We start from the raw sequence: 26130 nt of genomic DNA, 5'->3' as shown, positions 1-26130 counted from the left end.
ACGCCGGGATCGCCGTCCGCAAATGATTCGAGGCAACCCCAGCGGAACGGACTGGGGACCAACACAAGACGACAACAACAAGCCTATCGTCGGCGCGCCCCCGCCACAGTCATTCGAACAACCTACTCCGGTACAACCCCAACCAGCAGTGACACCGAAACCACCACACAGAACGCAAATCGGCAAACCCCGGAGGTTCAGCCCGATCGGGCAGGCCCGGACGGCGAGCCAGCCGAACGCACTCAACTCGGCATTACCGCGCGTTCGTCGGTCGCTTCCGTCGCTGACACGACTTTTCACCGGCCTGGTGACCACTCAACGTCCGCTTGGTGAGGTAGAGGCCAGCCGGCGGTCGACGCCGGAACACACCAGCATGGCTACGTGGGGAATAGCGCACCCGAATACGTCACCTTCACCAGTGGATCTGCATTCGGGATGGGTGAATCCGCCGTCACGTTCACCGGTCAGCGATTACGGTGTGCTCCGATCTGGCTCTACCCCATGGCTTTTCGAGGCGGGAATTGGATGGCGTATGCCCTGGCGGTGCGGCCCTCGTCCGGGCGGCGCACGTGGACAGTGATCGATTGTTGGCACCGCACGGTCGCGCCGATCGAGGGCTGGCTCGAGGCGCACCGCACGGTGTGGTCGCCCAACACGGTGCGCGGATATGCCACCGCGCTGGCGCACTGGTGGAGCTTCCTCGAGCTACGCGGTGAGGCCGACCGGTGGGACGACGCCGAGGTCTCGACCGTGCTCGGATTCGTGTCGTGGCTTCGTAACGGCCGCATGGTCGAACATAGCCTCGTCACCGCCGATACCGAGCCGTCGCCGCACACGCTCGAGGCCAGGCTGGCGGCGTTGATCTCGTTCTACCGGTGGCAGGAAGCCGTCACCGCGGTGCCGGTGGCCGGTCGGCTGCTGCGTGGTGCACCACGGCGCAAGCCCGCGCGGGGACTGCTGGCGCACCTGTCGGCGCGGGTGGGGCCGCAACCGTCGTCGCTGGTGCGGGTGCGTCGGACTCGACAGGATCGTCCGCCGGTGTTGCTGCCGAACGATATTCAAGCGGTCCTGGACGGCTGCGCGGTGCCGGATCCGGATACCGGGGAGTGGGTGGGCAATCTGCGCGACCGGTTTCTGTTCGCCGTGCTCGCTGAAACTGGTTGCCGACTCGGGGAAGTCTTGGGGTTGCGGATCGCGGACTTTGTGATGGGGCGCGGTCGCACCGCCTACATCGAGATCGTCCCACGTGAGGACAACGCCAGCGGCGCGCGGGTGAAGATGATGCGGCCGCGGCGGATCTATGTCGGGGCCGACCTGGAGCGGTTGTTCGCCGAGTACATCACTCATATGGTCGGCCGGGCAACGGAATTGGGGTTGATGGTGACCGCGGAATCGGCGCTGTTGGTCAACCTCGATCGTCCGCCGCTGTTGGCGGCTCTGTCCGAGGGCACCGTCCGGACCAAGGTAACGGCCCTGCGCCGCAAGGGAATCGGTCCGCCCGGCTGGACGCCGCACTGGTTCCGACACAGCCACGCCACCGCCCTGCTCCTGGCGGGCACACCCGACTGGGTGGTATCGCGGCGCCTGGGCCACGCCCACGTGCAAACCACTCTCGATCTGTATGGCTGGGTCTGTGAAGACGCGGCCCTCCGCGCGGCCGCGGACTGGAGAGCGTTCACCGCGGGATGGGATCTGCGTCTTGGCCGATAACATTATCGAACTCCACCCCACCAGCCGGGGTGATCTGCTCGCCCGTCTCCGCGAGGAGCTGCCCCCGGCTTGGCGCGGGCCACGCATCGGACCCGACATCCCCGGCTGGAGCGACCCGCCGGGACGCCATATCCACGACCTGATTCTGACCGGGCTGCCCGAGCCGCTCCTTACTGAGCTGGCATGGATGGCCCACTGGCAGCAGATGATCGACGGCACTCCTGTGTCGGTGCAACCGCTCAATCAGTTCGCTATCGCATACCGGCGAGCCTGCGACGCTGGCCGCGAGCTTCCTTTGTCGATCCAGCAGATCGACTGGGAGACTGGGCAATCGCTGCTGAGCTGGTACTACACCACCCGATGGAAGCGCTTCCCACCCGCCAATACCCGCTTCCGGCTGCGCGCGGTGTTCCAGGTTCCCCGTTTGGCGTTGATCGCGCACTGCCATCAGGGACGCTGGTGGGAGCTCGACGAGTGGCATCCCCGCTGCGACCCGCGCATCCCGATCGGCCCCCGCGAGCCCCACGGCGGGCGCATCATTCCGGCCCACATCACCGCGCCATGGCTTCGCGCGGCAGTGAAATGGCACCTCGGCACCCAACTCGAAGCCGGAACGCTGCGCTGGTCGACCATCGGTCAAGGCCGCCAGCTCACCCGGTTCGACCGATGGATCACCGTCGCGTTCGACGATCCTTGCGAGGTCCTGTCCGACCCGCTGGCCGCACCCGCACAGGCAGCCGAGTTCCGCCGCTGGGCCGCCGACCCGGTCAACCGAGCCATGCGCCCTTCCGAACAGCATCACCGCGCACATCGGGTTCATCCTCGACAGGTCAACGACGATCTGCGCGCGGTGTCCGAACTGTTCGCGTTCGTCGCCGCCAACCCTCGCGAAGCACGCACGGTGCTCGGGGAGTCGCCATGGTCGGCGGTCACGGAACTGCACGCCGACGCCTGGCGCCGCCAGGTGACACCGATCCGGCACCAACCAATGCTCAACGCCGATCACTACGTCGACGACCACGCTCTGGCCCAGATCACCGCGGCACTGCCGCTCCTCGCGCTTCCTCGTGGCCAGCACATGCCGATCACCCGCGGCGACGGCACCACCATCACCGCCGAGGGATTCGGCGACCCGCAGGTGATGCGGATGATCCTGCTGCAGATCCTCACCGGACGCCGAGCCAGCGAGGTCCGCCTCTGCGAATATGACTGTCTCACATCAGTTCCCGCGTCGACCGACGACAGCGAGGGTAAGTCGCTGACCCGGTTCCGCTACGCCCAGAGCAAGATCGACATCGCCCCCGACACCATCCTCGTCGACGACGAGGTGGTCGCGATCATCGAAGACCAGCGGCGCTGGATCCGCGACCGCTTCCCTACCACCACCACGCCTTACCTGTTCACCGCCCGCAAAAGCAACCTCACCGCGACCAAACCCTATGCCGCAGGCAGCTACACGCGGCTGCTGAACAAGTTCAGCGACCTCATCGCGATCCGCGACAGCAACGGCCGACCCGTCACGCTCGGTCACACCCACCGCTTCCGCCACACGAAGCTGACCCGTCTGGCCGAGCTCGGGTTACCGATCAAAGTCCTGCAACGCTACGCCGGGCACGCCACCCCCAGCATGTCGATGCACTACGTCGCCCAACGCGAAGAACACGCCGAACAAGCCTTCATCGCCACCACAAAGTTCAAGGCCGACGGCACCCGGGTCCGCTTCTCCCGCGACGACCACGACGCCATGCACCTGTTCGACCGCGCCGACCGCATCCTGCCCCACGGCTGGTGCATGCTCCCGCCGCTGCAATCCTGCGACAAGGGAAACGCCTGCTTGACCTGCTCGGTCTTCGCCACCGACGCCACCCACCGCGACGTGCTGCAACACCAAATCGACGACACCACCGCCCTGATCGACCGCACCACAACCGAATTCGCCAACCGACACGGCCAACCCATGCCCGACGACAACGTCTGGCTGGCCCAACGCCGCGCCGAACAACAAGCCCTCACCCGGCTGCTCGACACCCTGCCCACCGAACCCGGCCACGCCATCCAAGGACACGGCTGCCCCACCGCAGTCACCGGGCCGGTCCCGCTGCTCATGAACCCGACCTTTCCGCGGAGAACTCGACCTTGACCGACGACACCCGTGACCGACGCACAGCCACCCTCATCGCCGCCGCAAAAGCCAAGTCCGAGAACAAACCCCGCGACGCCGAGCAAGCCATCCGGGCGCTCGTCAAACGCGGTGACCCCGTCACATTCCAATCGATCCAACGCGAAGCCGGCGTCTCCCATGCCTTCCTCTACAACCACCCCGAACTCCGCACCCGCATCGAGCACCTGCGCGCCCAAAGCCAGCCCGCTCGCCGCACCCCAGCTCCGCCCCCGGGCTCCGAAAGCTCCCTCGTCCTCGCCCTCACCAGCCAGATCACCCAACTGAAGAAGCTGCACCGCCAACAGGTCGACGAGCTGCGCGACGCTCTCGCACGAGCCCACGGCGAGAACCTCGACCTCCGCCGGGAGCTGACCCGCCGCGGAGGCACCTGGCCCGGCCACTCTTACCCAGCACCGTCAACACAGTAACCACACAACGACGAGACACTCAGGCGAGATCGGACCGCCGTCGGCTGATCTTGTCGATGGCCTGCACGGCATCCGTTCCTGGACAGTCGATCTCGGCCGGCCCATGATCGGCAGCCTCACTACTGGAACCGAACAGCGGAACCGGCGGCCGATAGTCGACTGCGGGCTGGAAGGTCCCCACGCTGCTGTGACCTCGCAGCAAGGCCAGACGCAGCCCGAGCAGATCCGAGCCATAGCAACCGACCCCCCGAACAAAGCCCCTTCAGCGCCGGTCTGATGGCACTGGAACAACCCCGGCGGCTGCAAGGCCATCTCAAGGTCGTAGCGACCCAGCTTCTCATACTCCTCGGCATGCCAAACCCCGCTGAGCACATCGCGCCGATAAGGACACGAACCGCACGGCCTCGGCGCAGGCGGCTCCAACTCGTCTGCACACGCAACCCCGTCTTCGATGGGATCTAGCTCGGGAGTCTCTTGCACGACCACCACGATGCACCCGCGCCACCCCACACTCAACCCGCATCGGCCGATGAAACACAGCTCGACCTGCCCCCTCGTTTCTGCTATTGAATCAAGGTTCTGACCAGGTAAGACGCCGACCAACAACTTTTCTCCTGCGGATAACATCAGGCGGTGAGCACCTCTACTTCGCCGCTCCCGAAGCACCGCGATTAGGGAACAGTTCCGGACGGCTGGGGTGGCGCATCGACACTCGCGGCGTCGGCGGCTACATAGTCGGCGCCGGATCAGTCTCTCGCAGCGGTGACACCTACCAGTTGCTGGATGACCGGTCACCGGCTTCACCACCGGACTGGCTGATCACCGCCCTGACACCCCCACCCCTTCCGACCCCGACCACCGTCGACCTTTCCCGAGTTCGCGTCAACGCCTATGTGCATGCTGCCCTGGTCAAGCAGTTCGAACGGATCCTGGCCGCACCCCGCGGCCAGCGTCACCACACTTTGCTCTCGGCCGCCGGCTCGATCGGTCGCCTTGTCGGAGCCGGGATGCTCACCCGCGACGAAGCACACCAGGTACTGCGCGCAGCTGCCGAGGCCCACATCGGCATCGAGGGATTCACCGAACGCGAAGCCGAACGCGTCATCAACGACGGCCTCGACTTCGGTATCGCCCGCCCCCGCCACATCCACCTGCGCTGACACCCGCAACTCAGGTCACCCACGCCGGTAGCCACGCATCCGCGTCGTACCTGCTCGAGTACCCCCGGGAGCGGCCCGGACAGTGCTGGGTAGCCCGACCGCCGCGGTGGCGGCACGAGCCAACAGCCGACCCACCGTTCTCAAGAAATTGGACCGACGGCGGCATGGGTACCCGAACGGCCACCGGCTCCAGCAGCGGATGAGCTCAGCCCAGGAGGCTCTGTTGTCGGTCCGCAGCTGGCTCTACCGGACGAGACCGTCCAAGCGGGTCCTGCGCCACCGATCCCGCGGAAAAGGTACTGGCACTGCTGTGCTGCGCAGGGGCGCGACAGCGTCGCCCTGACATCCCAGCGGCGCAAACCTCTACCCGACGTGTGCCCACCGAACTCGCTGTGTCACCGCCAGGCCGGACTTCTTCGTCGGAGATCGTGATGCTTGCTCTGCATTCCGCCACCCCCACCGCTGGCATCCACCTGCAGTTGCCCGACCGCGTCTATCACCTCAGGGACCTGGCGTCCTTGTCGAGTTCGGGGGCGCGGCGGCTGTGGTGGTCGGGGATCACCCCCTGCCAATTCCGCTACGAACAGCTCCACGGTGCCCCCGACACCGAGGCCCTCGAGTTCGGGCGCGCCGTGCACACCATGGCCTTGGGGTCCGGGCCGCTGGTGGTGAGGCTCGAGTTCCGGGACTGGAAGTCCAAACGTGCCCAGGCGCTGCGCCGCTGGCACCGCCAGGCCGGACGCATCCCGCTACTGCACCGGACTTTCGATAAAGCCCAGGCCATGGCCGCCGCGGTCCGCACGCATCCGGCGCTGGTGCCGCTGTTGTCGGAGGGCTGGCAGGAGGTGTCGTTCTACTGGCCCGACCCGTTGACCGGGCTGATGCTGCGAGCCCGCCCGGACTGGCTGCACCCCTCGGTCGACGGCGGGGTGGTGGTCGTGGATCTGAAGACCACCGACAGCGCTGATCCGGAGGATTTCGCTTGGTCGGTCCTGCGGTATGGCTATCACCTGCAACAGGACTGGTACCAGCAGGGTATCGCCGGCTGCGGGCTCGTGGTGCGCCGCTTTCTGTTTGCGGCCGTCAGCAAGCATGCGCCGCACGTGGTCAGCGTCTGCGAGTTGCACCCCAGTGACCTCGCTGAGGCCGCCGAGGAGAACCGGCGCGCGGTGAACCTCTTTGCCCGCTGCGTGGGTACCGACACCTGGCCCGACCACGGCCCCGGCATCCACCGCATCCGCCTGCCGCGCCGCGCGAACCTGCGCTTGCGGCATTGACCGAAAGGACCGTGCGCTTCATGTCCACACCCACCGTTGTGGGGCCGCGCTCACCATTGGCTCTCGACCCTGAGCAAACCGAATTCACCGAAGTCCAGATCGAGGCGCTACGCCTGATCGCGCGCTGGCGCACCGACCCGCCAGCGGCCGCGCTGAATCTGCTGTTCTACGGCGCAGTCACCTCCGGACTGAATCCGTTTCTCAAACAGATCCGGCTGCTGCAACGCCGCGAAACGGTCGTCACCGCGCGCGGCACGCAGATCGAGGAGCGGTGGTCTGTGGAGACCTCCATCCACGGCTTCCGGATCGCGGGTCGCCGCGCCGCCCGCAAGCTCGGCCTGCTCCTACAGAGCTCCAAACCGCTGTTCCACGACGACCGAGCCCGCGGCTGGGTCGACGCCTGGCCCTACGACACCCCGCCGGTGGCCGCGCAATACACGCTCACCGCCGCCCACCCCGACAGCCGCGTCGAAACCGTCGACGCGGTCGTGCACTACTGCGAGTTCGTCAAAACCACCCTCAGCGGCGCCCCCTCCCAGGGCTGGGAGAAAATGCCATGCCACATGCTGGCCAAGTGCGCCGAAGCCGACGCCTGGCGGCGCTTGTTCCCCAGCGAGCTGGGATGGCTGCGCCTGGCCGACAGCACAGACACCGCCAACGAGCCCACCAGCGCCCGCCCCGACACCACCGACCCGCACACCGACCCGCAGGACGCTGTCGACTTGCTCGGTCCGCCCCGCACACCATCCGACACCTCGGCGGCGGCGGACGCGACCACAGCCGACACACCCGCGATCGCGCCTGTCAGCCGCCGTGCCGCCGCCGCGAATCCAGCTCCCGCGCCGGCGAATGCCCTCTCCGGCGACACCGCAACGACCACCGCCTCCCCAGCCAAACGGGCGGCCCGCGCCGCGACAGGTCGCCGCCGTGCGGCCACCGCCACCAACGAGCGAGTGCAGGAGTTCCTCACTGCCGCGACCACCACCTTGGGGCGTGACCCTGACGGCGTACTCGGCTGGGCTACAAAGCAATTAGAGCGCCCGATCAGCACAATCGGCGACCTCGACGGCGACGATCTCGCCCGGCTGTGGTCCGCGCTGCCTCCGCCCTCATCCGTCGAGGAGAACAACGCCACACCCTGACCTTCACACGGCCAGCGAGTCGAACGAACCGCGCATTCCTCATCGGGTCCGACTTCGGCGCACACCCCTGGCCAGCCGCTGACTCACCGCCGGTCCGCACCTTCCATGGTGGTCGTTCCGATCGCCTTCCCTGCCGAGCAGGCCAGCGGCGAAGTATCCCAGCACACGACCGGAAGCATGGAAATCGACTGCCCACCAACCACATTGATGGCACTCCAGCCGAAGAGCCCGACAGTTCGGCCACCGAGGCCGCCGCGACCGAAACCACGAGGACAAGCCGATGACCACCGACGGCCTGACTGCGGCCGCCGCCCGTGACGCGCGGTGGGTTGCCTGCCGCGACCTGGCCTGCCCGGGTTGCGGCCACCCGCCCGATCTGGAGCTGGCCTCCGGCGATGTCACCTGCCGACGGCCGAGCTGCCTCGATACACCGGAGGTGCCGCTGGGCCGCTGGCAGCGACGCTGCGGGATCGACCGCGGCCCTACCGGCACAGACCGACCGCACCTCGGACGACCGGTGCCCTGGCTCACACCCATCTACTCCGATGAACAAGGCCATGAGCGGGCTCTGTGGACAGCGGTCGATCCCGACCGCATGGCACAGGCTCAACGCGAGATGCTGTGCCAATTCTGCGGCGGTGCGGTGCCGACGGACACACCTGTCACGGTGATCATCGACGACACCGGATGGGCCCTGACCGCGGCACCACTGCACGCTGACTGCGCTGCCGTGGCCATGGACCACTGCCCGGCTGTCGGTCGTGACGGGACCGCCCTCGCCGTGAACGCCTCACAGATCGTCCGGTACGGATCCATCGATCCCGACAACGGTGCATTCGAAGACTGGAAACTGCCGAAGCACTGTCGAGCCTCCGCCACTGCACCAGCGGGGCCGGTCCTGAACACGGCTGACCGCCGTTGATCGTCCTGGACACCGGTGCCGCGCGCCGGATGTCGAGACCTCGCCAGCTCCGAGCGACCAGAAGCACGCATCCAACATCCGAGAACCTACCGGCAGTCGATCGAGCGTAGAAGCCCGGAATGCCAGCTCATCTCGAAAGCAGTTGAGATACAGCATTCTTCCTCGCTTCGCTGCTGTCGACTCGCCGGTTTTCGGCGATATCCACCACGTGGTGGCGGCCGGTCGAACCGGACCCGGTTGTGTGCGCATCTTCTACTGAGAGGGTTTTGTGATGAACGCTGCGCCGAGAGCGCGCGGTGCAACAGTGATCGTGGTCCTGCGGGGCATCATGGGTGCGGGCAAGTCGACGCTGGCCGCCCAGCTCGCCTTGAGCAGCCCGCACACCGCCATCGTCTCCCGAGACACCATTCGTGAGAGGCATTTTCACCGGCAAGGCCGTCTCGATGACCGCGACGAAGACATCGTCAGCGAGTTGGAAATGCGGGAATGCATCGAGCATCTCGATCGCGGCTGCAGCGTCATCATCGACGCCACCAACCTCGAACCCGACCACGTTCAGCGCTGGCAGACCCTGGCCGCGGACCGCGGCATCGATTGTCTGGTGATCGACGTGTACGCCTCGCTCGAGACCTGCATCGCCAACGTCGCTCACCGCGCGCAACGCGGCGGGCACGACGTCGATGAGCAGGTCATCCGTCAAGTCTGGCGAGACTATCCGCCCGGAACATGGATGCCCCCAGCAAACCACGTGATCGGTGAGCGCCCCCTGCCCTTCCATTCTCCCCGCACGATCACCGATCACCCGCCGCACCGCCCCACAGCGACCGGGTGAAGCCGCACTAGCGCTCTCAACGTTCGAGGTCGAGCCCCGACGCCCTGCCCGTGGTATCGCGCCGCACAACGGCCTCCGTGGAGGGCCCGGTCGGCCTCGCTGAGCAGGAGGGTCCACGACGCCCCCGGCCGTGTCGTTCCTCCGGATTCTGTAGGCGGGGTGGATGTTTCATACAAGCCAGCAGCTCGCGATCACACCTGTCGGGTCGAGGCGCTGTTCAAACTAGAAGGTTCACCTCCTGATGCTCGCCATCACCTGGCCGGTAGGGCTGGTCCTTGCCGCAATCCCGGTTTTCATGATCATCCTGTTGTGCCACCTGTGGCGAACGCTTCGCCGCCGCCGTTGACGCCGAGCGCAGCGCCTCCATCCGGGGTCGCCTCGCGCCTCACCGCCACCGCCACTCGAAGGTCGTCGTTCGGTGAAAGCACCGAGGTGGGGGCTGTCGACATGTGCTTCTCGCAGCGCCGAGCACCCCTGACATTCACGCACCTGAAGACCCGATCGACAGCGACCCGCCACGAAAGGCCGACACGCTCGTGCGCCGTCGACCGATAAGCGGTGCGGAACTCTCACCATGACTCAATGATCGGGAGGCAGGTGCCAGCACTGCTGGTTACTCGCCGCGCGAATCATCTCCAACCCGATCGCGTCGACGGAGCCGGACGACACCGGCGGCGTCAATGTCAACTCCGCCAGATAGTCCGGATCCGACCATTCGTACTCCGCCAGCGTCTTGTGGCAGGCACGGACCGGATTGGCAGACACGCACGTGCCGCGCCCGTCCGGGTAGTTCTGGTGGAACACTCCGCCCACGTCTGAACACGACGGCCCCGCCGCAACGGAGGACCTCGACGCGGTTGCCGTGCTGCTGGTGTCGGCCGTAGTGACCGTCCCTTCAGGGAAGCAGCCACTGACAGTGCACACGGTGAGTACGGCGCACAGAGCCGCAACGTACCGGTTGATCACCTGATCCCCATTTCACGAACTCGGCAGCGCGTTGTGTCGCCGCATCAACATGATCCGATACAGCAACAACGGTCCCTCGAGCAGGAGAGCCACCTGGAGGATCGACCGCGCGGGCGCGACCACAACGCCATCGTGTTCGGCCACCGCAGCGGATATCGGCGACTGTCGCTGCGCCGGGGCAGACCGCGCAGTACGTCCGGTCTGGCGCGCAACAGGGGCATCAGGACTCCATCCGCGGCGCGCTGTAGCAGTAGCAGGCGAATCCGCTTCTCAGACTCCGAGAGGACAGTGCAGACATGGCTATTCACGCCGAGGGGATGGTGATCGATGCCTTCCGGCATACCTACGGGTATCTGTCGAACTTCCGCGCGCACCCAGCCGAATATGCCGGTGTCCGGTTTCCCACGGCCGAGCATGCATTCGCGGCCGCCAAGACCACCGATCCGACGTCGATCGCGCGGATCCAGGCGGCCCCCACACCACGTCGAGCCAAGGACCTCGGACGGCAGGTGCAGTTGCGTCCAGACTGGGACCAAGCCAAACCCGCGGTGATGGCCGAAATACTGCGCAGCAAGTTCACTCTCGACCCTCAACTGGGCGACCTGCTTATCTCGACCGGGGACAGGTTGCTCATCGAAGGCAACGATTGGAACGATGACTTCTGGGGCCGATGCCTGCGTCCGGGCCTGCTGATACCCGCTGGAGCGAACATGCTCGGGCGCACTCTCATGCGGGTGCGCCGAGAATTGCGCGGCGACCCTGCCGACCGGTGGCCGCGCGTCGCGCTCACCGGCCACCGCGAACACCTCATTCACCCGGACACCCACCCATGGGTGCGCGGCGAACTCGAACGCATCATCGTCAAACTCCGCGACCACCACGGTACCGAGACCGCCTCGAGCGGGCTAGCCACCGGCGCCGATACATGGTGGGCAGAAGCCGCTTCCACCGCCGGCCTCAGACTCTGGGGATACCAGCCGTTCGCGGCCCAGAGTCAACGGTGGACCGAGCGTCAGCAGGCCGACCACGCCGGTCTCCTCCACCAGGTGGCACGGCTGGTGGTGATCGGCGACCACGCCGCCACCCGGTTCTACGACCTCCGCAACCAACTCCTGCTGGGTGATGCGGACGCGATCGTCGCCGTGCGCGACCCGCGCATCACCCGCGGCGGCACCGTGTCGGCCTTACGCCGCTACTGCACCGACATGCCTGTGATCACAGTCGACCTCGAACGCCGCCGGAGCACCATAACCCACGCCTACACCCCGGAGCCCACGAATCGGAGCCGACGCGTGGCGTGACCCTGTGCGGCTGCGCCCAACAACGCAGCCGCATTCCCCCCTTTCGGCCCGACGCGTGTGTCAGCGAACCGATCGCTTCGGGAATTTCACGAGATCAGACCGTCCTTTGATGTGGAGGTCTGCGGCGGATCGAACCTCGGCTCTATTGCCTGCCGTGGCTTCTGTGGTGGGCCCTGCGCTAACGCGTCCTGGTCGGCCGCAGCACCCGCCACCTCCGTCGGCTGCACTGATACGTCACTGGAATGGTGCCCACCGGCTGCTGTCGAGTCGAAATCGGTGGGCAAGCGAGCCTCGGCGATCAGCTGGCGCACCTCTTTCGGACTGATATCGAGAATGTCGGCCACCTCGTTCACGCTGCACCCTTCGCGGCGGATCGCGGCCGCCGCCTCCGCTTGCTGACGGCGATGCCCTTCGATCAGGGTGGCCGTTCGTGTGCGAGCATTCTCGATGCGCTGTTGCAGCGCAGCGATTTCCTGCGCGAGCGATTCCTCAGCCACCATGATCGACTCCCACGCGTTGGTGAACTGCCGATCCGCAGCATCGATGCGCGCCAAACGTTCCCGTGCGGCAGCATGGCGTTCCATACGGCGAGTTCGCCGATTCTCGAGTCTCTGCGATACCACGATCGGACGCCGCCGCCCTCCGCTCCGCGGCGCGGTTGTGCCTTCCATCTTCCACTCCTGACTGACCAGATCATCACCTTGCCAGTCCCCTACCCACAGCCTACGGCGCTTGACCCCTGACGCGCCCTGACGCCAGCGCTGACCCCGCACCCAAATCTGGATCCGCGCTGCGCGATACACCGTACGTGTTTCGATGCTCGACACGGATGCGCGCGTTCCCGGCGTCGGACCGGGCCTCTCTGACGGTGGTCCTCGACCTCTGCGCACGACAGTCGTGGTGTGGCTGGGATTGTCACGACCGCATCCCGTGCGCGTGCCGTCATCTCCATCCACGCCCACCGCCGCCACACCGCCACCCTGCGCGGCGCCCGCCGAAACAGTCGGACTGTCCGCCCCAGGGTTGCGCTGGGCATTTCCCCAGCACCACGGACTGCCTGCGCACGCGCGGTTCGATCGGTGAAGGAGCCCCGGCTCGTGACCGGCCGGATCTGCGCGAGGTCAGCCACATCGAGTAGGCGCGCTGCCTCTGTGGCGCGGCCGAGACCCGTCGCTCGAACACCCCTTTCAGGATCGGATCGACTATGCCTGCCACCACTACCGTGAGGCCGCTGCCGCGTGGAGATCGTGTCCGCCTTCTCGAGGAGGACCTTCACCTACGGCAGCTCGGACTGACCATTATCTGCCCGTACAAGCAGTGCCGGGCCGCAGTCGGACAACCCTGCACACGCGTCGATGTCGCAGGTCAGCGGCACGAGCTGCGACTGCTGCACCCGATCCGTATCAACACCGCCAAACCGGACGCACTCGCTACCGGAAACCTACCGCCTACGACGCCGCGGCGCCGGTTGCTGCGCAGCCGCCCTAGTCGCCAGGACCCTGCCGCCGCCGCGGCTCGCCGAAAACGTCGCTTCCTGCGCCCCACGACTCCGTCACCGGACAACGTGTCCGGTAACGACGACGTTCCCGGCTGACCGACACAGGTGCGCTCTTCGTTGCAGGAGAAGGAGATTCAAAATGACTCTGCCTCGGTTGTACATCGACGTGGATGGGCCGCTCAACCCCTACGCCGCCAAACGTGAGCGCCGCCCCGCCGGCTACGAGACCTTCCGGAAGCTGACCGATAGCAGGTGCTCCCGGTACCCGGGAGAACCTGCGCGGCGGGTGAAGTTACGAGTCTGGCTCAACCCTGAGCATGGTCGCCAGTTGCTTCGGCTGGCCGAACTCTACGAGCTGACGTGGGCGACGAGCTGGTGTGAGGAAGCGAACACCTGGATCGCCCCGAAGGTCGGTCTCCCGGAGCTGCCGGTGGTGGCCTGGCCCACCATGTACGACGCCGGACCGGAGCAAACTTTCTGGAAAACACGCCATCTTGTGTCTCACGCGGCGGGCAGGCCTTTCGCGTGGATCGACGACGAAATCAGTGAACGCGACCGGGATTTCGTCGGCTACTACCACGATGGGCAGGCGTTGCTGCACCATGTCGACCCTCGCGTGGGTCTGTGTGGGCGCGACTTCGACATCCTCGAGTCCTGGGCGAGGATGATCGCCGCAGCACAAGCCACCTGAATGGATTCACCGGTCCCGGCCAAGCGTCAGCCTGCCCCCTGCCTTTGGCGCGGGTCGGGCCGGTGAATCACCCCTGCCGTAGCCCTCGATGCGGATAGCTCCACGGCGCGGTGCCGAGCCGCTATATCAGGGGCGTGTGAGCCAGCGACGATGTTGGACGTCGCGGCGCAGGAGTGGCTTTCCTACCCCTCGGTCGGGCATAGCCAGCAGTTCCGGCGTTGATCCGCACGTAGTGGCGATGAATCTTCGACCCGGTGCGGCAGCCGTGGTGTGCCTGAACCCGTGTGCGCCTCACCCACGCGTGTGCCGCCCTCTGTGCCAGCGACGTGGGAGCGGCGCTGCCGAGAACGCGGGACATCAGTTCCTCATCGGACCGGCGACCTGGATGTCCATTGCGCCGCGACTAATCTGCCTCGCTCAAATCGGCCAGCCCGCGTAACAGAGAAGCGAAACTCACGCCCGTGCGCCATCGCGTGGACCTTCGGCCGCAGCGAAAGGAGCCACCGATGTTCGTAGGGCCCTCCATCAGCCCAGAGCCCATCGACGTGCCCGAAGCAGCTGCGGCGGAGATTTTCGAGATCACCGGCCGTCATATCCGCTTTGCCCTGGAACAGTCCGCGACTGAGCACGCTCGCATTCTTAGTGTCCTGCCCGATGATCACGACAAGGCCGCGGGTATCGAGGTGACAGCCGACAGCGCGGAGGCGGTGACACAGTTCATGATCGCACTGGCGCAGGTATCTGGGCATGAACTGAGCCGCCTCACCGAAGGCGGGTATGTGGACAATTGCGACAATCCGGATGAGCAGGAGAATGCGCCGATTTTCCACTATTTCCCCCACGTCGTCATCATCGCAGAACAGGGCTGTCAACCTGAGTGATATCTCGCCTTCTCGGACGGGGATTCAGCTTTCTGCTCCGAAAGTGACGTCGACACTTACGAACGGGCGAGGTTGATCACCTTTTCGGAGTAGAAAGACCTCCTCGCGAGCAGCCTTCGCGCCTCTGGCACTGAACCCCATCGGCTTCCGACGTCCCGTACCTCAACACACTCCCGATCACCGGGGTCAATGCAAGCGCCGGTGAATCACCCGGGCCGTAGCGCCGAGATGTTCGCTCGCCGATTCGGCAGCGGTGGGAGCCGTGTCGAGGCCGACAACCGTGGTCACGACAGCAGCCGCGCACTAACCATCCACATCAGCCCCGCCCACGTCTGCGCGCATCGCGCCGCGTGCGCGTCGCTCACACTCACGGCCCGATATCACTTCAGACAACCTCTGTCCCATCGAACCCGCCTCACTACCGCGGCAGCGGTGAGTGAATGCGAGGCGGGCCACACGCTTGTCGGCCGACTGAAAGCGGTGCGGATATTCCGGGCGGCCACATCCGGTTTCGGTGTGCCGACATTCCGCGGTGACCACCTCCCCTCCCCTCCCCTCCCTCCCCTCCGCTCCCGTCCCGCCGCGGTCTTATTCCGAGGCCGGGGCGGTCACTGCTGTCCGGTCGCCGTCTACGTAATCAGCGCCGCCGCATCGTGTGGCCGTGGAAAGGAGAACTCTCGATGGACATTTATGGCCATTACCGCGCACGCCTCACCGCCAGTAACGACCACATCCTCATCGTCGGGCACATGCGCGTCATCTCCGTGCACCCGAAGCCACGCGTGCACGTTCCGTTGTTCGACGAACTGACACCTGCGCTCGCCGCCGACAGCCCGTACCCACTGTATGCGCTGGCCACCATCACCGTCGGTGCGCACCGTGACCAGACGTGGTGCCTCGTTCCGGTCTACATCGACCCAGGATCACCTCGCTGCGTACGCGTGCAAGCCACCAACACCCCACTCAGCGCAGACCGCGCCGAGATCAACGAAACCGTCTATGCCGCACTGCACACACCCGAAGACGAGAACGTGCCGACGTTGGTTCGCCTCCACACCCGCAACCACTCAACCAGCACACGCGAAGCCTGGAGGGGACTGCGCGACAGTTGCGCCATGAACCACCACCCCTCCGCTGGTCACCAGCAGTGATCCGTCCATAGATCCTCAAGGAGATGCCCCATGCCCTGGCCCGATATCGGTGACCGTGTCCGAATCACCGGAACCATCCCCGAGGAAAAGTATCCCCTCGAGATCGACGCCACCGGCACGGTGAAACGTCTCGACCCGGCCGCCCGCCAGATCGATGTCCGCTGGGATAACGGGCGCAGGTTGATGCTGCTCGAGACCGACCCGTTCGAGATCATCCCCGCCGAAGACGGGCCTGTCAGCAGCGGCGACCTGCCCGATCTCAGCAAGGGGCAGCTGCCATGATGCCGATCGCCGACCGCGCCCGGCAGCAGGAGTTCACCGCCTACACCGCACCCGGCGTCCTCGCCGCGGTGTGGGGTCGTGTGGAACAAATGCTGGCCCAGCAGCGGCGCCTTGTGTATGTCGAGCACTGGCTGGCGGGCAATGCGGTCACCGTGCTGCCCGGAATGAGCGTCGATGACTCCGATATCCGGCCGGGCGCGCGGTACTGGCACAGCGACTGCGGTGAAGGGTTCGCTGTGGCGTTGAGCGCCGGCGGCGGGCTCGGCACCACCGCCCACCCGCACGAGGGCAGTGAGCCCGACGCCGCGCACCGTTTCCTCATCGACCGCCGCGCCGCCACCCGCATCCACATCCGAGGCTTCGGCCACTGCCGTGAGGACCACATTCAGATCACGACCTACGACAAGCGTGGCGTCGGCGTGCACCGCGCACTGTACTTCGACGACCCACCACCGCACGACCCCGCTCGCCAGGACGCATCTCTGCTGGAAATGCTTGCAGCGCACGGTGACTGGTCGGCGAACGCCTTGGCCGAGCTCGCGACCCGCATCCGTCAGGCTTCCCAACCGGCCGCGTCACTTCCGACGCTGATCCCGGCCACCACTGTGGTCTCCTAGCCCACCACCGCCTGCACCAGTGACGGATACCGGATCCGTCAACATTGGCGCACTGCTCGTGGTTGCCGCCACCAATCCATTGCACCGCGGGTGTGCCTGCGCGCTGGGAAGCGCAGGCCAGCGTGCGGGCTTCCTGTGCTATCGAAAGACCCCGAATTTCGTGCTGTCTTCTTCTCCTGTGTACCCTTCTGCCGCAACGGATCTCGCGTGAGGCCTCCCTCGGGTGGGGATCTGGACTGCCTCATCAGCCGCGCTTGCCCGGAGATTCTGCTCATCGCGGCGGGCATCGCGACCATGTCGGTCTATCTTCCCGTACACGCCTACGTGTGGCTGGCCTGCATTCCCCTGACGGCGGCAGCGCCGGTCCTGTACTTCCGCCACCGCGACACGGCGCGGTGCCGCAAGTGCGCGCCCGCGCGATTCCTCGCACCCAGTCCACGGCAGCTGCGGACCGCTCGCCGCTTGCACATCATGGAGGACGTTTTCCGTCGTGTCTGGGTGGCGCTGTACCTTGCGATGCTCTTGGCCGCGGTGTGCGTCGCCATCGCTCCAGCCACCGTCGCGGTGTTCATCTGGATCTTCATCGCGACCATCGCCGCCGGCGGCCTGCGTGCGTGGGCCGATCGAGAACACCGCAGCTCCGCCTGTCCTTGCTCGTCCCGCGGCGACGCGGACCCATCCAGTCTCTAACCCACCAGTTTCCGCCGACTCCGTCCTCCCGGCGGTCATCCTTTCCATCATCGAGGGATTTTCATGATCGATTCCGGTTCCGGCGCCCCGACACTGACCAGCGCCGACATAGTCGGAGGTAAGGCACAGGTCAATGAGGTTCAGGTCAGGGTCGTCCGCTTCGGCGTGCACCTGCTCTACACATTGCGCGTCGACACCTACCCATCACACAGCGACTTCGCCGTCGAAGCGTTCAACAAGACCGACAACCGTTGGCATCGACTGTGGCAAATCCCGGCCCGGACCTACCACTTCCCGCAAGGTCGGCCACCCGGGGAAGCCACCGATCCCGCCTCGGCCATGATCGCCAGCCCCAACGGGCAGGACGACGAGCTCAAGGCCGCGAGCTGGCAGAAGATCATCGACGTCCTCACCCGCGAGGCACTCGTACTCCTTGAACCTCCTTGGGGTCACGAGGTTCCCCAGCGGTGATCCGACCGCCACCTTCAGCGGGCACGCCACCGCGGCCGACCAACGCAGCTGCATCGATCGACAAGGACCAAGCATGACTTACCACCGCGGCGCCGACACCGACGCCACAACACCCCCGCCGCCGAGGCACACCGGCGACATCCGGGCGCCTCACTCGCCCCCTGAACCGACCACATCAGCGGCCGCCACCACCGCCCGTAGCGACCAACCCCCGCAGGCGGGGATCGTAGAGCAGTACCGCGCCGGTGCGGCCACCGAGGACCGCCCGGCGATGACGGCCGAACCGCGCGCCGCAAGCTCGATGGCTTCCGGCCCGGTACTGGCCCAGGAGCCGCGGCTGTTCGGGAAACGCCAACAGATGGCGTGTCTGCTGGCGTGGGCAGCGCTGTATCGCGGCTACGAAGCGCCCGCCCCCCATCTTGGTGCGGAGTTGGATGGCTTCGACCACCAGTCCGGTACCGGGGACCCGACCGGCGAGCACGACCTCGCCGCGGCACTGGGCGAACTGGTCGCCCGGCGGCATGAGACGGCAGCACAGCAGGCGATAGCGGGCGTGCTGGAGCGCTACCGGCGAGAACACGGATTGGTCATCGATCTCGACGCCCGCGTGATCACGGTGGACTCGACGTTCGATGCCGCAGCCGAAGAGGGATGGCGTCGCCACGCGTTGCGGTGGCGACGAGAACGCGCCGCGCTGGCGGCCGCCCGCCACATTCTGTCGGTGGCGCGACCGCCGGAGACGGCCAGTGCCGGTCTGCTCGACATGCTGGTGATCCCCCGCTCGCGTCCGGAGCGCGACCAGTTGCGCACCCGACTCCGCGCGGCCGGTGTCGACGACCATGACTGCACGAGGGCGTTGTTCGTGCTCGACTACCTGTGCTGGCAGGCCGACGATCTGGAGATGCTCACCGACGCGCCGGTGCTCGTGGACCCTGGCGCCGATCAGCGAGGCGTCTTGCGCGACGAACTGGAGATCGCGCTCGACCCCACGCGGTGGGAGCTGTTCTACAGCCGCGACTGGGTGCTGACCGGCCCGGTGTTCCAGGAGGCAGTGGCGGTCCTGGCACCTGCCGACCAGCGACTCGCGACCGCTCGGCGCGACGCCATCCTCACCGGCGCCGTCGACTGTCCGCCGCTGTGGCCGGGCACGGTGAGCCGACCAGCCCTGGATTATGCGTTGACCGGCTATGCGGCCGCGGTGCGGGAGTTGCAGAAGTGCGCTGAGCACCTGGCCGAAGAGCCGACGATGAGCGGATCGGCGCCCGCCGGCTTCCGAGACCACGTAGACCGGCTGGTCGGACAGTTGTGCGCTCACCGCGCGACGATCCTTCACCAGCTCCACCACAGTGATGGCTTGCTGTGGATGGAACGCCTGCACGTCCGGCACATGCTCGAGGCCATCGACTCCGGCGAAACAGACCTGCCGCGCGTGCGGTTCGTCAACGAGGCGCACATGCGCGCTCATGACACGCTGCGCGACTTCCATGCCGGGATGACGATCAGTGAAGGCGTGCCTGCGCTGCTCACCGGCGTCCTCGAAAGCGCAGGCATACCAGTCTACGCATTCGTCATCGACGAACACGGGCCGCCGCACGACGCGGATTCGATCAACCTGCGCGCCATCGACAAGTACGTCCGCGACCTCGCCACCGGCGAGCCGAACGCCGAAAGCGACACCTTCGAATACGAGCACGCGCTGGACTTCGTGGACAGCACGCTCGCACAAGCGGGCACGGACGCGTCCGTCCGGGCGGACCTTCGCTCGATGCTCTACGGCTACGTCACCTCGGCTAGATTGCACCGAACCCACTCGCAGCAGCACCGTACGCAGTGGAACCGCCGGATCGAGCAGACCGTGCAGGCACGTGACCGCGACGGGCGGGCGTTCCCGGATCCGCACGCCGGTCTCGACCTTCCCCACCTCCCCACGGTCACCGACACACCCAGCGCGGCCCAGCGCCACTGACATTCCCTGGAACGGCCCGGCACCGACCGTGCTCGACACGGCAGATCGAGTGCCGCGCGGATCGCTCCGCTGGTGCCGAGGCGGCAGTCGACCGCGCCCGTCTGCTCAGGTCCCGAGCCGGAATCGTGCGCAACACGCTCGCCCACAGTATCTTTAGCGCGAAGGAGTAGATGATGCCCGGCGATACGGTCATTACTGTTATCGGAAATCTCACGGCTGATCCCGAACTCAGGTTTACCCCTGGCGGGCAAGCGGTCGCTAATTTCACCGTCGCCTCAACCCCTCGGGTTTTCGACCGCAACGCCCAGGAATGGAAGGACGGAGAGGCGTTGTTTCTCCGTTGCAATGTCTGGCGAGAGACCGCCGAGAACGTCGCCGAGTCGCTGACACGCGGGTCGAGGGTGATCGTCAGTGGTCGGCTCAAACAGCGCTCTTATGAGACCCGGGAGGGTGAAAAGCGCACGGTCGTCGAACTCGAAGTCGACGAGGTCGGCCCGTCGCTGCGCTACGCCACCGCGAAGGTCAACAAGACCTCCCGCGCTGGCGGATTCGGCGCAGGCAGCGCGCCTGCCGACAATGAGCGCGCCAGCGCGCTGGTCGGTGTCGGCGCGCACGACGACCCGTGGGCCAGTGGCACCTCGGGCGACCCCGGATTCTAGTCATGCGAAACCGCTGCCGTCGCGCTGCTTGCGTGCGGCGGTGGGCGCTCGAGCCGATACACTGACTGCCATCACCGTCTTCTTCGGTCCTGTCGAAGGCGGTGATGTCGGCAGTCCTGGCCGGGAACCGCCTCGGCGGTAAGTCCACGGACTTCTGCTCGACCCAATGTGCCCGGCCTGATGCCGGGCACATTGCATTTCGGTTGCTTCGCGTCCTGCTGTGCGCACCGCCCAACTCGCGCAGCGCCCGGCGCCGCACCGCTGTCCATCCGGATCTTCTCGCGACTGGGAAGCCGCCGACATCCCATCGACCAGACCGGCCGGTGGCTACGCCTGTCGCTCGCACGCGACCTTGCCTTCGGTACACCGCACATATTCCGGCCTACGGCATTGCGGCGCAGCCACATACGCCATTGCCGACAAGCTGGCCGCCGGATGCACCGCAGCGCGGACATGGCGACTTCTCACGTCGAAATCGTCATCGATGGTCGTCTTCGCAGTCACGGAGCCCGTTCGCCATTGCTTGTTATCCGACAGCACATCTCACCGGAAGGTACGCCTCATGCTGACTTTCACCCAAGCCAGTCCCCATCGATTCGAAGCCCGGTTCCCGGTGGACTGGTCTCTCGGTTTCCGGCCGGTACGTCGCGAAACTCGGCTGTTCGCCGTTATCCGTTGCGAGGACGACGGCCAGTGCCTTCTGTACGTGCACGATAAGGGGCGCGAACATCGGCCCGTGCGTTTCGCCAGTCTGGACACCGCACAACGCGCGGCAGCCGTCGTGGCACAACTGTCCGGCAGGGAATTTTCGCGACTGCGGACCCTGGTCGCCGCGCACATCGCAACCACCTTCGGCTTTACCGGCACAACAGCACTGCCACTTGCCCACGCCATGCGGTCGGCGGCCATCGCCCGCTACGCGATCAGGGCAAAGCTGATCTGACACGCTCCAGCCGCCGGTGTCGTCGCCGCGATTGTGCATGCCCCACCGACGCTCACACCGACAGCTGCCTTCCTCGCCGCCCGCGTCCATGAGACCACGACTGGCTTCCGAATAGCCGTGAGCAGTTCGCGTTTCCGGGATGGAGGCTGCCCGGCCTCCCTGCCGTTGTTGCTGCGCTGCTCGTGCGGTCTGGCACCGGCCGGAGGCGGCGGTCGGGGCGGGGGTGCGGTGTGAGGTGGGCGGGGTGGGCGGGATGCCCGTCTGGTCGTGTGACCAGCCCGATCCGAGGGCTACCAGGTGGGAGGCCGCCGCGCGTCCGGGCCCGCGCCCGGTCGTCAGCGAATTTCCCCGGGCGCGCCGCGCTGGCCGGAGCATGCGATGACGATTCAGCGCAGGAAATTCGCTGCCGCCCTCACGGCGCGTTCCCTCCCGCGCGTCGTCCTCCCACCTGGCTTCACGCCCTCGGGCTGGTCACCCGACCAGCCGAACATCCCTTCGGGAGCGGCCACTTCCGGCGGGGTGATCTCGCCATCTGATCACGTAGACAGGACCACACCACGTGAGCACTCTCATGAACCGCAATCTGCTGCTCGACCCGCCCCAGGAGAACCTTTTCCTGGCAGCGCTCGCAGAAATCGACCGGCTGCTGCCCGGACGTCGCGAAGCGGCACTCGCACACGCGACACACGCCTTGGCGTTCGCGCTGCCCGAGGATCGCCATGTCCTCAACGTGCTCGCACGCTGCTTAAGCCGCGTGCCCTTCGACGAGGCACGCAAAGCGCTCCAGCGCTATGGCAAGGCTCATCCCGAGCACGAACAGCGCATCGGTAGCTGCACCCCCACTACCGATCCCGGCCTCTACATCAAAGACATCGGACCGATCATTCACACCGGCCTCGACGTCGCGGAGATGCCTCGGCCCTCGCTGCGGCACGCCTTCCGCCCGCCGCTGCTGAGCGCACGCCCGAAGCCTGAGACCGACCGTCGAGTCCACGCCCCCGCCGCGATCGCCGACCGCGCTCGCCGTCATGCCTGGCACTTGATCATGCGTGAATTCGACACGCACGGCACCCGCCAGGTGTACGACCTGCGCCGAGTCCTGCCGAAGACCGTCGCCGAGGCCCTCAGCGTGCGGCTGGGCGAACTCGAACGCGACGGGATCATCCACCGCCCGACGTATCCGGACGAATACTCCCTCACCAGCCACGGTGTCGCGGTCCATGCGGCACATATCCGCCGACCCGTCGAACCACCGCTCGTGACCGAGTACTTCCGGTGGCACCTGTTCTCCGATTGGCAGGCCAACCTCGACCGGGTCCGCCGCTCACGCAACACCGCTCGCGAGAACGCGCTCATCATCGAGGTGCCGATCCAGCGGGACGAAGCCGCGATTCGCGCAGGGCGCGACTTCGTGCGCCCGTTCCGGATCGCCGCGACCGCCGAGGCAGCCGTGCGCGCTGAACAGCGGGCCGCCGACCCCAGCTGGCGAATCCGCCGCAGCCGCGCTCTGCCCTCCGATGTTGTCGCCGAGCACTGGGATCGCGTGTATCTCGACTACGTCGCCGAGCAGCTGGCCTACACCGCACTCCACGACGACCCCCGGCCGCAGCGGCCCAAGGCTGGTCCGGCCCGTGTCGAGAACGCCGCTGAGGTCGTCGCCGATGCCTACCGACGTCAGAACACCCGCTACACACGCTCGACCGCCGCCGTCCACGCCGACGGCTACCGCGCCGAGCCCTCCCACGCGCACGCAGCCGACCGCGACCAGATCAGACCTGAACTGGTGCACGAGATCTCGACACAGCTGGGCGACAGCCACTACGACGCTCGTCCGCTGCTGTCTGTTGATGACGACTCGACGCGTCGAGCGTCCATCCGCACCGGGATCTGGATCAGCACCGACTATCGCGACGCCCCCGAACACCGCGGCGACGGCATCGAAGTCGATCACGACAAGGCCGCAAACCCGCCAGTCACCGGCTGGCGGTGCGTCTGGTGCTTCATCGAACGCTCCAGCCTCGACCGGCACGGTTCCGAGCGGCAGCGCAGCGACGACGGCCTGTGCGAATACTGCCGCGCTGACGGACGCCCAGGCATCCCGGCGCTGCCCGACGGGCTCACCTACAGCGACACCGTCACCGCCCACTGTGAATTCCTCGCCCGCGAGTACCCCACGCTGGCCAGGACGTTTCTTCGCGACCAGTGGCGGCGATCCGGCAGGGGTAGCCGCACCGCCGAGGCCATCCAGGCATTCATGCAGGCTCACCCCGAGATTCCGAACCCCGCCGCGTCGCAGCAGCAGGCCGCCGAGCCTGCCCGCCCACGCACGATCCGATCCAACCGCCAGCGCGGACCGGTGATCGGCAAGGGCCAGCGACGCGACCGTTGCACCGGCTGCGTCCGCGACACCGCGGTCCACCCCGACGGCTACTGCACCTCCTGCCGAGTCGAACTCGGCATCGTCAAACCCGAAAAGCGCCCAGCACGCCGCGCCGCCTGACCCTTTCACCGCGTACCGGCTGGGCCGCCACATCCACCGTGGCGGCCCAGCCATCTGTGTCACGACACCCAGTAGCCAGGCATGTCGCCCAAGTCCGTCATCCGCCACACCTTCACTACATTGCTCGGCATCTTCCGCACTTTCGGTGATGCCATTGCTGTCCTGGTCCGCCCGATACTGATCCGGATCTACCACTACGACAACATCAAAGATGTACGCGGCTTCCCACCCCGAGACTGCTTCGAGTTGGTGTTCAGCTACTACGACAGAGGCGTCACCGACGGTACGCCTGACGACACCATCCTTGAACGGCAGTTCGAGCTGTTCAATATCGGAACCTCCGGCGTCGCTCAACGGTATCGAGACAAGCGGCTTCGATCGCTGTCTGTCGAGGACCGTGTAGGCATCCAGAACCGCTACTACCGCTGCGACTCACGTGGATGGACTCGCATCCAGGCTCCCGCTTAGGAGCCAGGTCCGGGGTAAGGGCCACAGCCTGGCTCTTACCCCAAACCCGGGGCACTCGCTGCACGCGCGGCACCCATATGCAGATCGGTTCCTGCGTCATCCGCCAGTCCCACAGAACCATTACCTGCGCCGCGCGAACGCCGCTACCTCCACCACGATGCGGCCCCACCTGATCAGCAGCGTTCTGACACTTCCCACTGGCCACAGGCTCTTGAGTCTGTGGCCAGTGGAGTGTGCCAGACCGGTACACCCACCACCAGCGGCCAACCAACCGGCCAGAAAGCGACTGAATAGTGACCACCGAAAAGACCGTCCCGAACGTCGAAACCGACAAGCAGATCATCGTCGCCCGCACCCTCCGCTGGCGGCGCTACGGCAGCGAAGAAAGCAGGGTCCAGCGGTTGTTCGATGCGGTGGGGCTGCGCGACTACATGCCGAGCCGCGAGCTGCCGTTTACAGTCGATCTGTCGAGGTTCCTGGAGAGACTGTCGCAGCAGGCTGAGTTCAAGCTGTATGCGGTCGACGGGATCCCGGACCGGTACGACGTCGGCGCGACCGTTGAGCGGCAGCTCAACTCGGCCGTGCGGGACTACGTCGGCCTGGTCTACGACGGGGATGTCGCCGCCGAGGCCGTCGCAGTGGAGTCCCGCGCTGTCGACGTCGATGCGGTGCTCGCAGAGTGGGGCGGCATCGACACGCCCTACCCGAAGGCCGGTTCGACCGAGGTCGACACGGCACGCCGTGAGTTGGTCCGGTCCATCCTCAAGGTGGGCGTCGAACAGTTGGGCTATTGCACAGAATTGGAAACGTCGATCCGCGCTATCGGCCTGTCAGAGTACCTCCCGCCGGAAACCGCGGAGGTCACTGTCGACATCCCCGGCTGGGGGCCCAGCACGATCACCGCGCCCTTGACTCGTATCGGCGAGTTCGATGAGGCACGTTACCGCGACGCGGTGCTCGACTTCATCGCGACCAAGCTCGGCGAACAGAATCTCCTCACTGCGCCCAAGAGCGCGGCCTGACACCATCTCGATCGCCGCTCTGCGCTGGAAGCAGTCAGGCGTGCTCCACCTGTGGAGCACCCGAGGCGACTGCCGCCGCGGCGATCCGCTCGATCAGCGGATCGCCGCGGCGTGGCGGACAGGGCGCGCTGCGAGCCGATGACAGGGGCGAGCGCAATCGCTTCGCGCTGTCATCCGCCTCCGTCACTTGCCGACCAATGCACCTGAGCAACGTGCATCCAACGAACGCGCTACTCCATCTCCCCTTCGCATTATCTTCTTCTAAGCACCTTTTCTCTTCCATCCCTTGACAGCCTTCTCCCCCTTCTTTTCTTCTTTTCGCCCGTCATACCTCTTGCATCCCGGATAACTTTTCGATAACGGCGATGTATTGCGGGAATGCATTAATGCCG

Annotated in this window: 28 protein-coding genes; 23 read left to right on the top strand and 5 right to left on the bottom strand. The window is 66.4% G+C overall.

Going from position 1 to position 26130, the window contains the following annotated elements; all coding sequences use genetic code 11:
• The first annotated feature begins 525 nt into the window (after positions 1–525).
• Genes ACZ6DL_RS33070 through ACZ6DL_RS33060 form a run of 3 tightly spaced genes read left to right on the top strand, consistent with a single transcriptional unit; the run spans position 526 to position 4299 of the window.
• Positions 526–1710: a tyrosine-type recombinase/integrase gene (locus ACZ6DL_RS33070; protein WP_466057037.1), complete on the top strand. Its 1185-nt coding sequence runs from the start codon at positions 526–528 to the stop codon at positions 1708–1710.
• The gene (locus ACZ6DL_RS33065; RefSeq protein ID WP_466057035.1) at positions 1700–3850 is read left to right on the top strand and encodes a tyrosine-type recombinase/integrase; all 2151 of its coding nucleotides are present in this window, start codon (positions 1700–1702) and stop codon (positions 3848–3850) included. Before ACZ6DL_RS33070 ends, ACZ6DL_RS33065 begins: the two co-directional genes overlap by 11 nt.
• Entirely contained in the window at positions 3847–4299 is a 453-nt protein-coding gene (locus tag ACZ6DL_RS33060) for a DUF6262 family protein (protein WP_466057033.1), read from the top strand. The genes ACZ6DL_RS33065 and ACZ6DL_RS33060 overlap by 4 nt, the downstream gene beginning before the upstream one ends.
• Here ACZ6DL_RS33060 and ACZ6DL_RS33055 read toward each other — a convergent pair.
• Positions 4288–4926: a DUF6283 family protein gene (locus ACZ6DL_RS33055; protein ID WP_466057032.1), complete on the bottom strand. Its 639-nt coding sequence runs from the start codon at positions 4924–4926 to the stop codon at positions 4288–4290. The two genes, ACZ6DL_RS33060 and ACZ6DL_RS33055, sit on opposite strands and share 12 nt — an antisense overlap.
• On the opposite strand from ACZ6DL_RS33055, the gene ACZ6DL_RS33050 reads away from it, so the two are divergent.
• From ACZ6DL_RS33050 to ACZ6DL_RS33030, 5 genes are all read left to right on the top strand, one after another.
• Complete coding sequence (locus tag ACZ6DL_RS33050; protein WP_466057030.1) at positions 4866–5459, top strand: bifunctional DNA primase/polymerase; 594 nt, start codon at positions 4866–4868, stop codon at positions 5457–5459. The two genes, ACZ6DL_RS33055 and ACZ6DL_RS33050, sit on opposite strands and share 61 nt — an antisense overlap.
• Positions 5460–5890: 431 nt before the next feature.
• Complete coding sequence (locus ACZ6DL_RS33045) at positions 5891–6736, top strand: PD-(D/E)XK nuclease-like domain-containing protein (protein ID WP_466057028.1); 846 nt, start codon at positions 5891–5893, stop codon at positions 6734–6736.
• Positions 6737–6756: 20 nt separating this feature from the next.
• The gene (locus tag ACZ6DL_RS33040) at positions 6757–7878 is read left to right on the top strand and encodes a recombinase RecT (RefSeq protein WP_466057026.1); all 1122 of its coding nucleotides are present in this window, start codon (positions 6757–6759) and stop codon (positions 7876–7878) included.
• Positions 7879–8395: 517 nt separating this feature from the next.
• Positions 8396–8800: a hypothetical protein gene (locus ACZ6DL_RS33035; RefSeq protein ID WP_466057025.1), complete on the top strand. Its 405-nt coding sequence runs from the start codon at positions 8396–8398 to the stop codon at positions 8798–8800.
• A 271-nt stretch (positions 8801–9071) separates the two neighbouring features.
• Complete coding sequence (locus tag ACZ6DL_RS33030) at positions 9072–9632, top strand: P-loop nucleotide/nucleoside kinase family protein (protein ID WP_466057023.1); 561 nt, start codon at positions 9072–9074, stop codon at positions 9630–9632.
• Positions 9633–9849: 217 nt separating this feature from the next.
• Here ACZ6DL_RS33030 and ACZ6DL_RS33025 read toward each other — a convergent pair whose 3' ends face one another.
• The 3 genes from ACZ6DL_RS33025 to ACZ6DL_RS33015 all read right to left on the bottom strand — a co-directional run bounded on the left by ACZ6DL_RS33025 (position 9850) and on the right by ACZ6DL_RS33015 (position 10742).
• Entirely contained in the window at positions 9850–9999 is a 150-nt protein-coding gene (locus tag ACZ6DL_RS33025; protein ID WP_466057021.1) for a hypothetical protein, read from the bottom strand.
• Between the two features lie 212 nt (positions 10000–10211).
• Positions 10212–10445, bottom strand: a complete 234-nt coding sequence (locus tag ACZ6DL_RS33020; RefSeq protein ID WP_466057019.1) for a hypothetical protein — start codon at positions 10443–10445, stop codon at positions 10212–10214.
• 165 nt (positions 10446–10610) lie between these two features.
• The gene (locus ACZ6DL_RS33015) at positions 10611–10742 is read right to left on the bottom strand and encodes a hypothetical protein (RefSeq protein WP_466057017.1); all 132 of its coding nucleotides are present in this window, start codon (positions 10740–10742) and stop codon (positions 10611–10613) included.
• A 152-nt stretch (positions 10743–10894) separates the two neighbouring features.
• Here ACZ6DL_RS33015 and ACZ6DL_RS33010 point away from each other — a divergent pair, with 152 nt between their 5' ends.
• Positions 10895–11899: an NADAR domain-containing protein gene (locus tag ACZ6DL_RS33010; RefSeq protein WP_466057015.1), complete on the top strand. Its 1005-nt coding sequence runs from the start codon at positions 10895–10897 to the stop codon at positions 11897–11899.
• A gap of 86 nt (positions 11900–11985) precedes the next feature.
• On the opposite strand, the gene ACZ6DL_RS33005 is transcribed toward ACZ6DL_RS33010, so the two are convergent.
• Positions 11986–12483 carry a hypothetical protein gene (locus ACZ6DL_RS33005; RefSeq protein ID WP_466057014.1) on the bottom strand — a complete coding sequence of 166 codons (498 nt, stop codon included), beginning with the start codon at positions 12481–12483 and terminating at the stop codon, positions 11986–11988.
• A 620-nt stretch (positions 12484–13103) separates the two neighbouring features.
• Between ACZ6DL_RS33005 and ACZ6DL_RS33000 the strand changes: the two genes are divergently transcribed.
• The 14 genes from ACZ6DL_RS33000 (at position 13104) to ACZ6DL_RS32935 (ending at position 25738) form a co-directional block, all read left to right on the top strand.
• On the top strand, positions 13104–13493 hold the full coding sequence (locus ACZ6DL_RS33000) for a zinc finger domain-containing protein (RefSeq protein ID WP_466057012.1): 390 nt from the start codon (positions 13104–13106) through the stop codon (positions 13491–13493).
• 58 nt (positions 13494–13551) lie between these two features.
• Positions 13552–14088 (top strand): HAD domain-containing protein, encoded by a 537-nt coding sequence (locus tag ACZ6DL_RS32995; protein WP_466057010.1) that lies wholly within the window; start codon positions 13552–13554, stop codon positions 14086–14088.
• 506 nt (positions 14089–14594) lie between these two features.
• On the top strand, positions 14595–14969 hold the full coding sequence (locus ACZ6DL_RS32990; RefSeq protein ID WP_466057008.1) for a hypothetical protein: 375 nt from the start codon (positions 14595–14597) through the stop codon (positions 14967–14969).
• Between the two features lie 680 nt (positions 14970–15649).
• Positions 15650–16120, top strand: a complete 471-nt coding sequence (locus ACZ6DL_RS32985) for a hypothetical protein (RefSeq protein ID WP_466057006.1) — start codon at positions 15650–15652, stop codon at positions 16118–16120.
• A 30-nt stretch (positions 16121–16150) separates the two neighbouring features.
• Positions 16151–16402: a hypothetical protein gene (locus ACZ6DL_RS32980; protein ID WP_466057005.1), complete on the top strand. Its 252-nt coding sequence runs from the start codon at positions 16151–16153 to the stop codon at positions 16400–16402.
• The gene (locus ACZ6DL_RS32975; RefSeq protein ID WP_466057004.1) at positions 16399–17019 is read left to right on the top strand and encodes a hypothetical protein; all 621 of its coding nucleotides are present in this window, start codon (positions 16399–16401) and stop codon (positions 17017–17019) included. Before ACZ6DL_RS32980 ends, ACZ6DL_RS32975 begins: the two co-directional genes overlap by 4 nt.
• A gap of 207 nt (positions 17020–17226) precedes the next feature.
• Positions 17227–17709: a hypothetical protein gene (locus ACZ6DL_RS32970; RefSeq protein ID WP_466057003.1), complete on the top strand. Its 483-nt coding sequence runs from the start codon at positions 17227–17229 to the stop codon at positions 17707–17709.
• A gap of 63 nt (positions 17710–17772) precedes the next feature.
• Positions 17773–18180 carry a hypothetical protein gene (locus ACZ6DL_RS32965; RefSeq protein ID WP_466057001.1) on the top strand — a complete coding sequence of 136 codons (408 nt, stop codon included), beginning with the start codon at positions 17773–17775 and terminating at the stop codon, positions 18178–18180.
• A 73-nt stretch (positions 18181–18253) separates the two neighbouring features.
• Positions 18254–20146: a hypothetical protein gene (locus ACZ6DL_RS32960; RefSeq protein WP_466056999.1), complete on the top strand. Its 1893-nt coding sequence runs from the start codon at positions 18254–18256 to the stop codon at positions 20144–20146.
• A gap of 173 nt (positions 20147–20319) precedes the next feature.
• Complete coding sequence (locus ACZ6DL_RS32955) at positions 20320–20805, top strand: single-stranded DNA-binding protein (protein WP_466056998.1); 486 nt, start codon at positions 20320–20322, stop codon at positions 20803–20805.
• 562 nt (positions 20806–21367) lie between these two features.
• Positions 21368–21748 carry a hypothetical protein gene (locus ACZ6DL_RS32950; protein WP_466056997.1) on the top strand — a complete coding sequence of 127 codons (381 nt, stop codon included), beginning with the start codon at positions 21368–21370 and terminating at the stop codon, positions 21746–21748.
• 559 nt (positions 21749–22307) lie between these two features.
• Entirely contained in the window at positions 22308–24248 is a 1941-nt protein-coding gene (locus ACZ6DL_RS32945) for a winged helix-turn-helix transcriptional regulator (protein ID WP_466056995.1), read from the top strand.
• Between the two features lie 81 nt (positions 24249–24329).
• Entirely contained in the window at positions 24330–24716 is a 387-nt protein-coding gene (locus ACZ6DL_RS32940; protein WP_466056993.1) for a hypothetical protein, read from the top strand.
• Between the two features lie 293 nt (positions 24717–25009).
• Positions 25010–25738, top strand: coding sequence for a hypothetical protein (locus ACZ6DL_RS32935; protein ID WP_466056991.1), 729 nt, complete (start codon positions 25010–25012; stop codon positions 25736–25738).
• Positions 25739–26130 lie beyond the last annotated feature (392 nt).

This window comes from Nocardia sp. NPDC041819 (genome assembly GCF_055590505.1).
Note: the sequence above shows the minus strand (reverse complement) of the source record. Positions and strands in the feature narration are given on the sequence as shown.

Coding starts and splice junctions, on each gene's coding strand:
- ACZ6DL_RS33070 (WP_466057037.1), top strand. CDS start 526: ATGGCGTATGCCCTGGCGGTGCGGCCCTCGTCCGGGCGGCGCACGTGG.
- ACZ6DL_RS33055 (WP_466057032.1), bottom strand. CDS start 4,926: ATGTTATCCGCAGGAGAAAAGTTGTTGGTCGGCGTCTTACCTGGTCAG.
- ACZ6DL_RS33045 (WP_466057028.1), top strand. CDS start 5,891: ATGCTTGCTCTGCATTCCGCCACCCCCACCGCTGGCATCCACCTGCAG.
- ACZ6DL_RS33040 (WP_466057026.1), top strand. CDS start 6,757: ATGTCCACACCCACCGTTGTGGGGCCGCGCTCACCATTGGCTCTCGAC.
- ACZ6DL_RS33030 (WP_466057023.1), top strand. CDS start 9,072: ATGAACGCTGCGCCGAGAGCGCGCGGTGCAACAGTGATCGTGGTCCTG.
- ACZ6DL_RS33025 (WP_466057021.1), bottom strand. CDS start 9,999: ATGGAGGCGCTGCGCTCGGCGTCAACGGCGGCGGCGAAGCGTTCGCCA.
- ACZ6DL_RS33010 (WP_466057015.1), top strand. CDS start 10,895: ATGGCTATTCACGCCGAGGGGATGGTGATCGATGCCTTCCGGCATACC.
- ACZ6DL_RS33005 (WP_466057014.1), bottom strand. CDS start 12,483: ATGGAACGCCATGCTGCCGCACGGGAACGTTTGGCGCGCATCGATGCT.
- ACZ6DL_RS33000 (WP_466057012.1), top strand. CDS start 13,104: ATGCCTGCCACCACTACCGTGAGGCCGCTGCCGCGTGGAGATCGTGTC.
- ACZ6DL_RS32990 (WP_466057008.1), top strand. CDS start 14,595: ATGTTCGTAGGGCCCTCCATCAGCCCAGAGCCCATCGACGTGCCCGAA.
- ACZ6DL_RS32985 (WP_466057006.1), top strand. CDS start 15,650: ATGGACATTTATGGCCATTACCGCGCACGCCTCACCGCCAGTAACGAC.
- ACZ6DL_RS32980 (WP_466057005.1), top strand. CDS start 16,151: ATGCCCTGGCCCGATATCGGTGACCGTGTCCGAATCACCGGAACCATC.
- ACZ6DL_RS32975 (WP_466057004.1), top strand. CDS start 16,399: ATGATGCCGATCGCCGACCGCGCCCGGCAGCAGGAGTTCACCGCCTAC.
- ACZ6DL_RS32965 (WP_466057001.1), top strand. CDS start 17,773: ATGATCGATTCCGGTTCCGGCGCCCCGACACTGACCAGCGCCGACATA.
- ACZ6DL_RS32960 (WP_466056999.1), top strand. CDS start 18,254: ATGACTTACCACCGCGGCGCCGACACCGACGCCACAACACCCCCGCCG.
- ACZ6DL_RS32955 (WP_466056998.1), top strand. CDS start 20,320: ATGCCCGGCGATACGGTCATTACTGTTATCGGAAATCTCACGGCTGAT.
- ACZ6DL_RS32950 (WP_466056997.1), top strand. CDS start 21,368: ATGCTGACTTTCACCCAAGCCAGTCCCCATCGATTCGAAGCCCGGTTC.
- ACZ6DL_RS32940 (WP_466056993.1), top strand. CDS start 24,330: ATGTCGCCCAAGTCCGTCATCCGCCACACCTTCACTACATTGCTCGGC.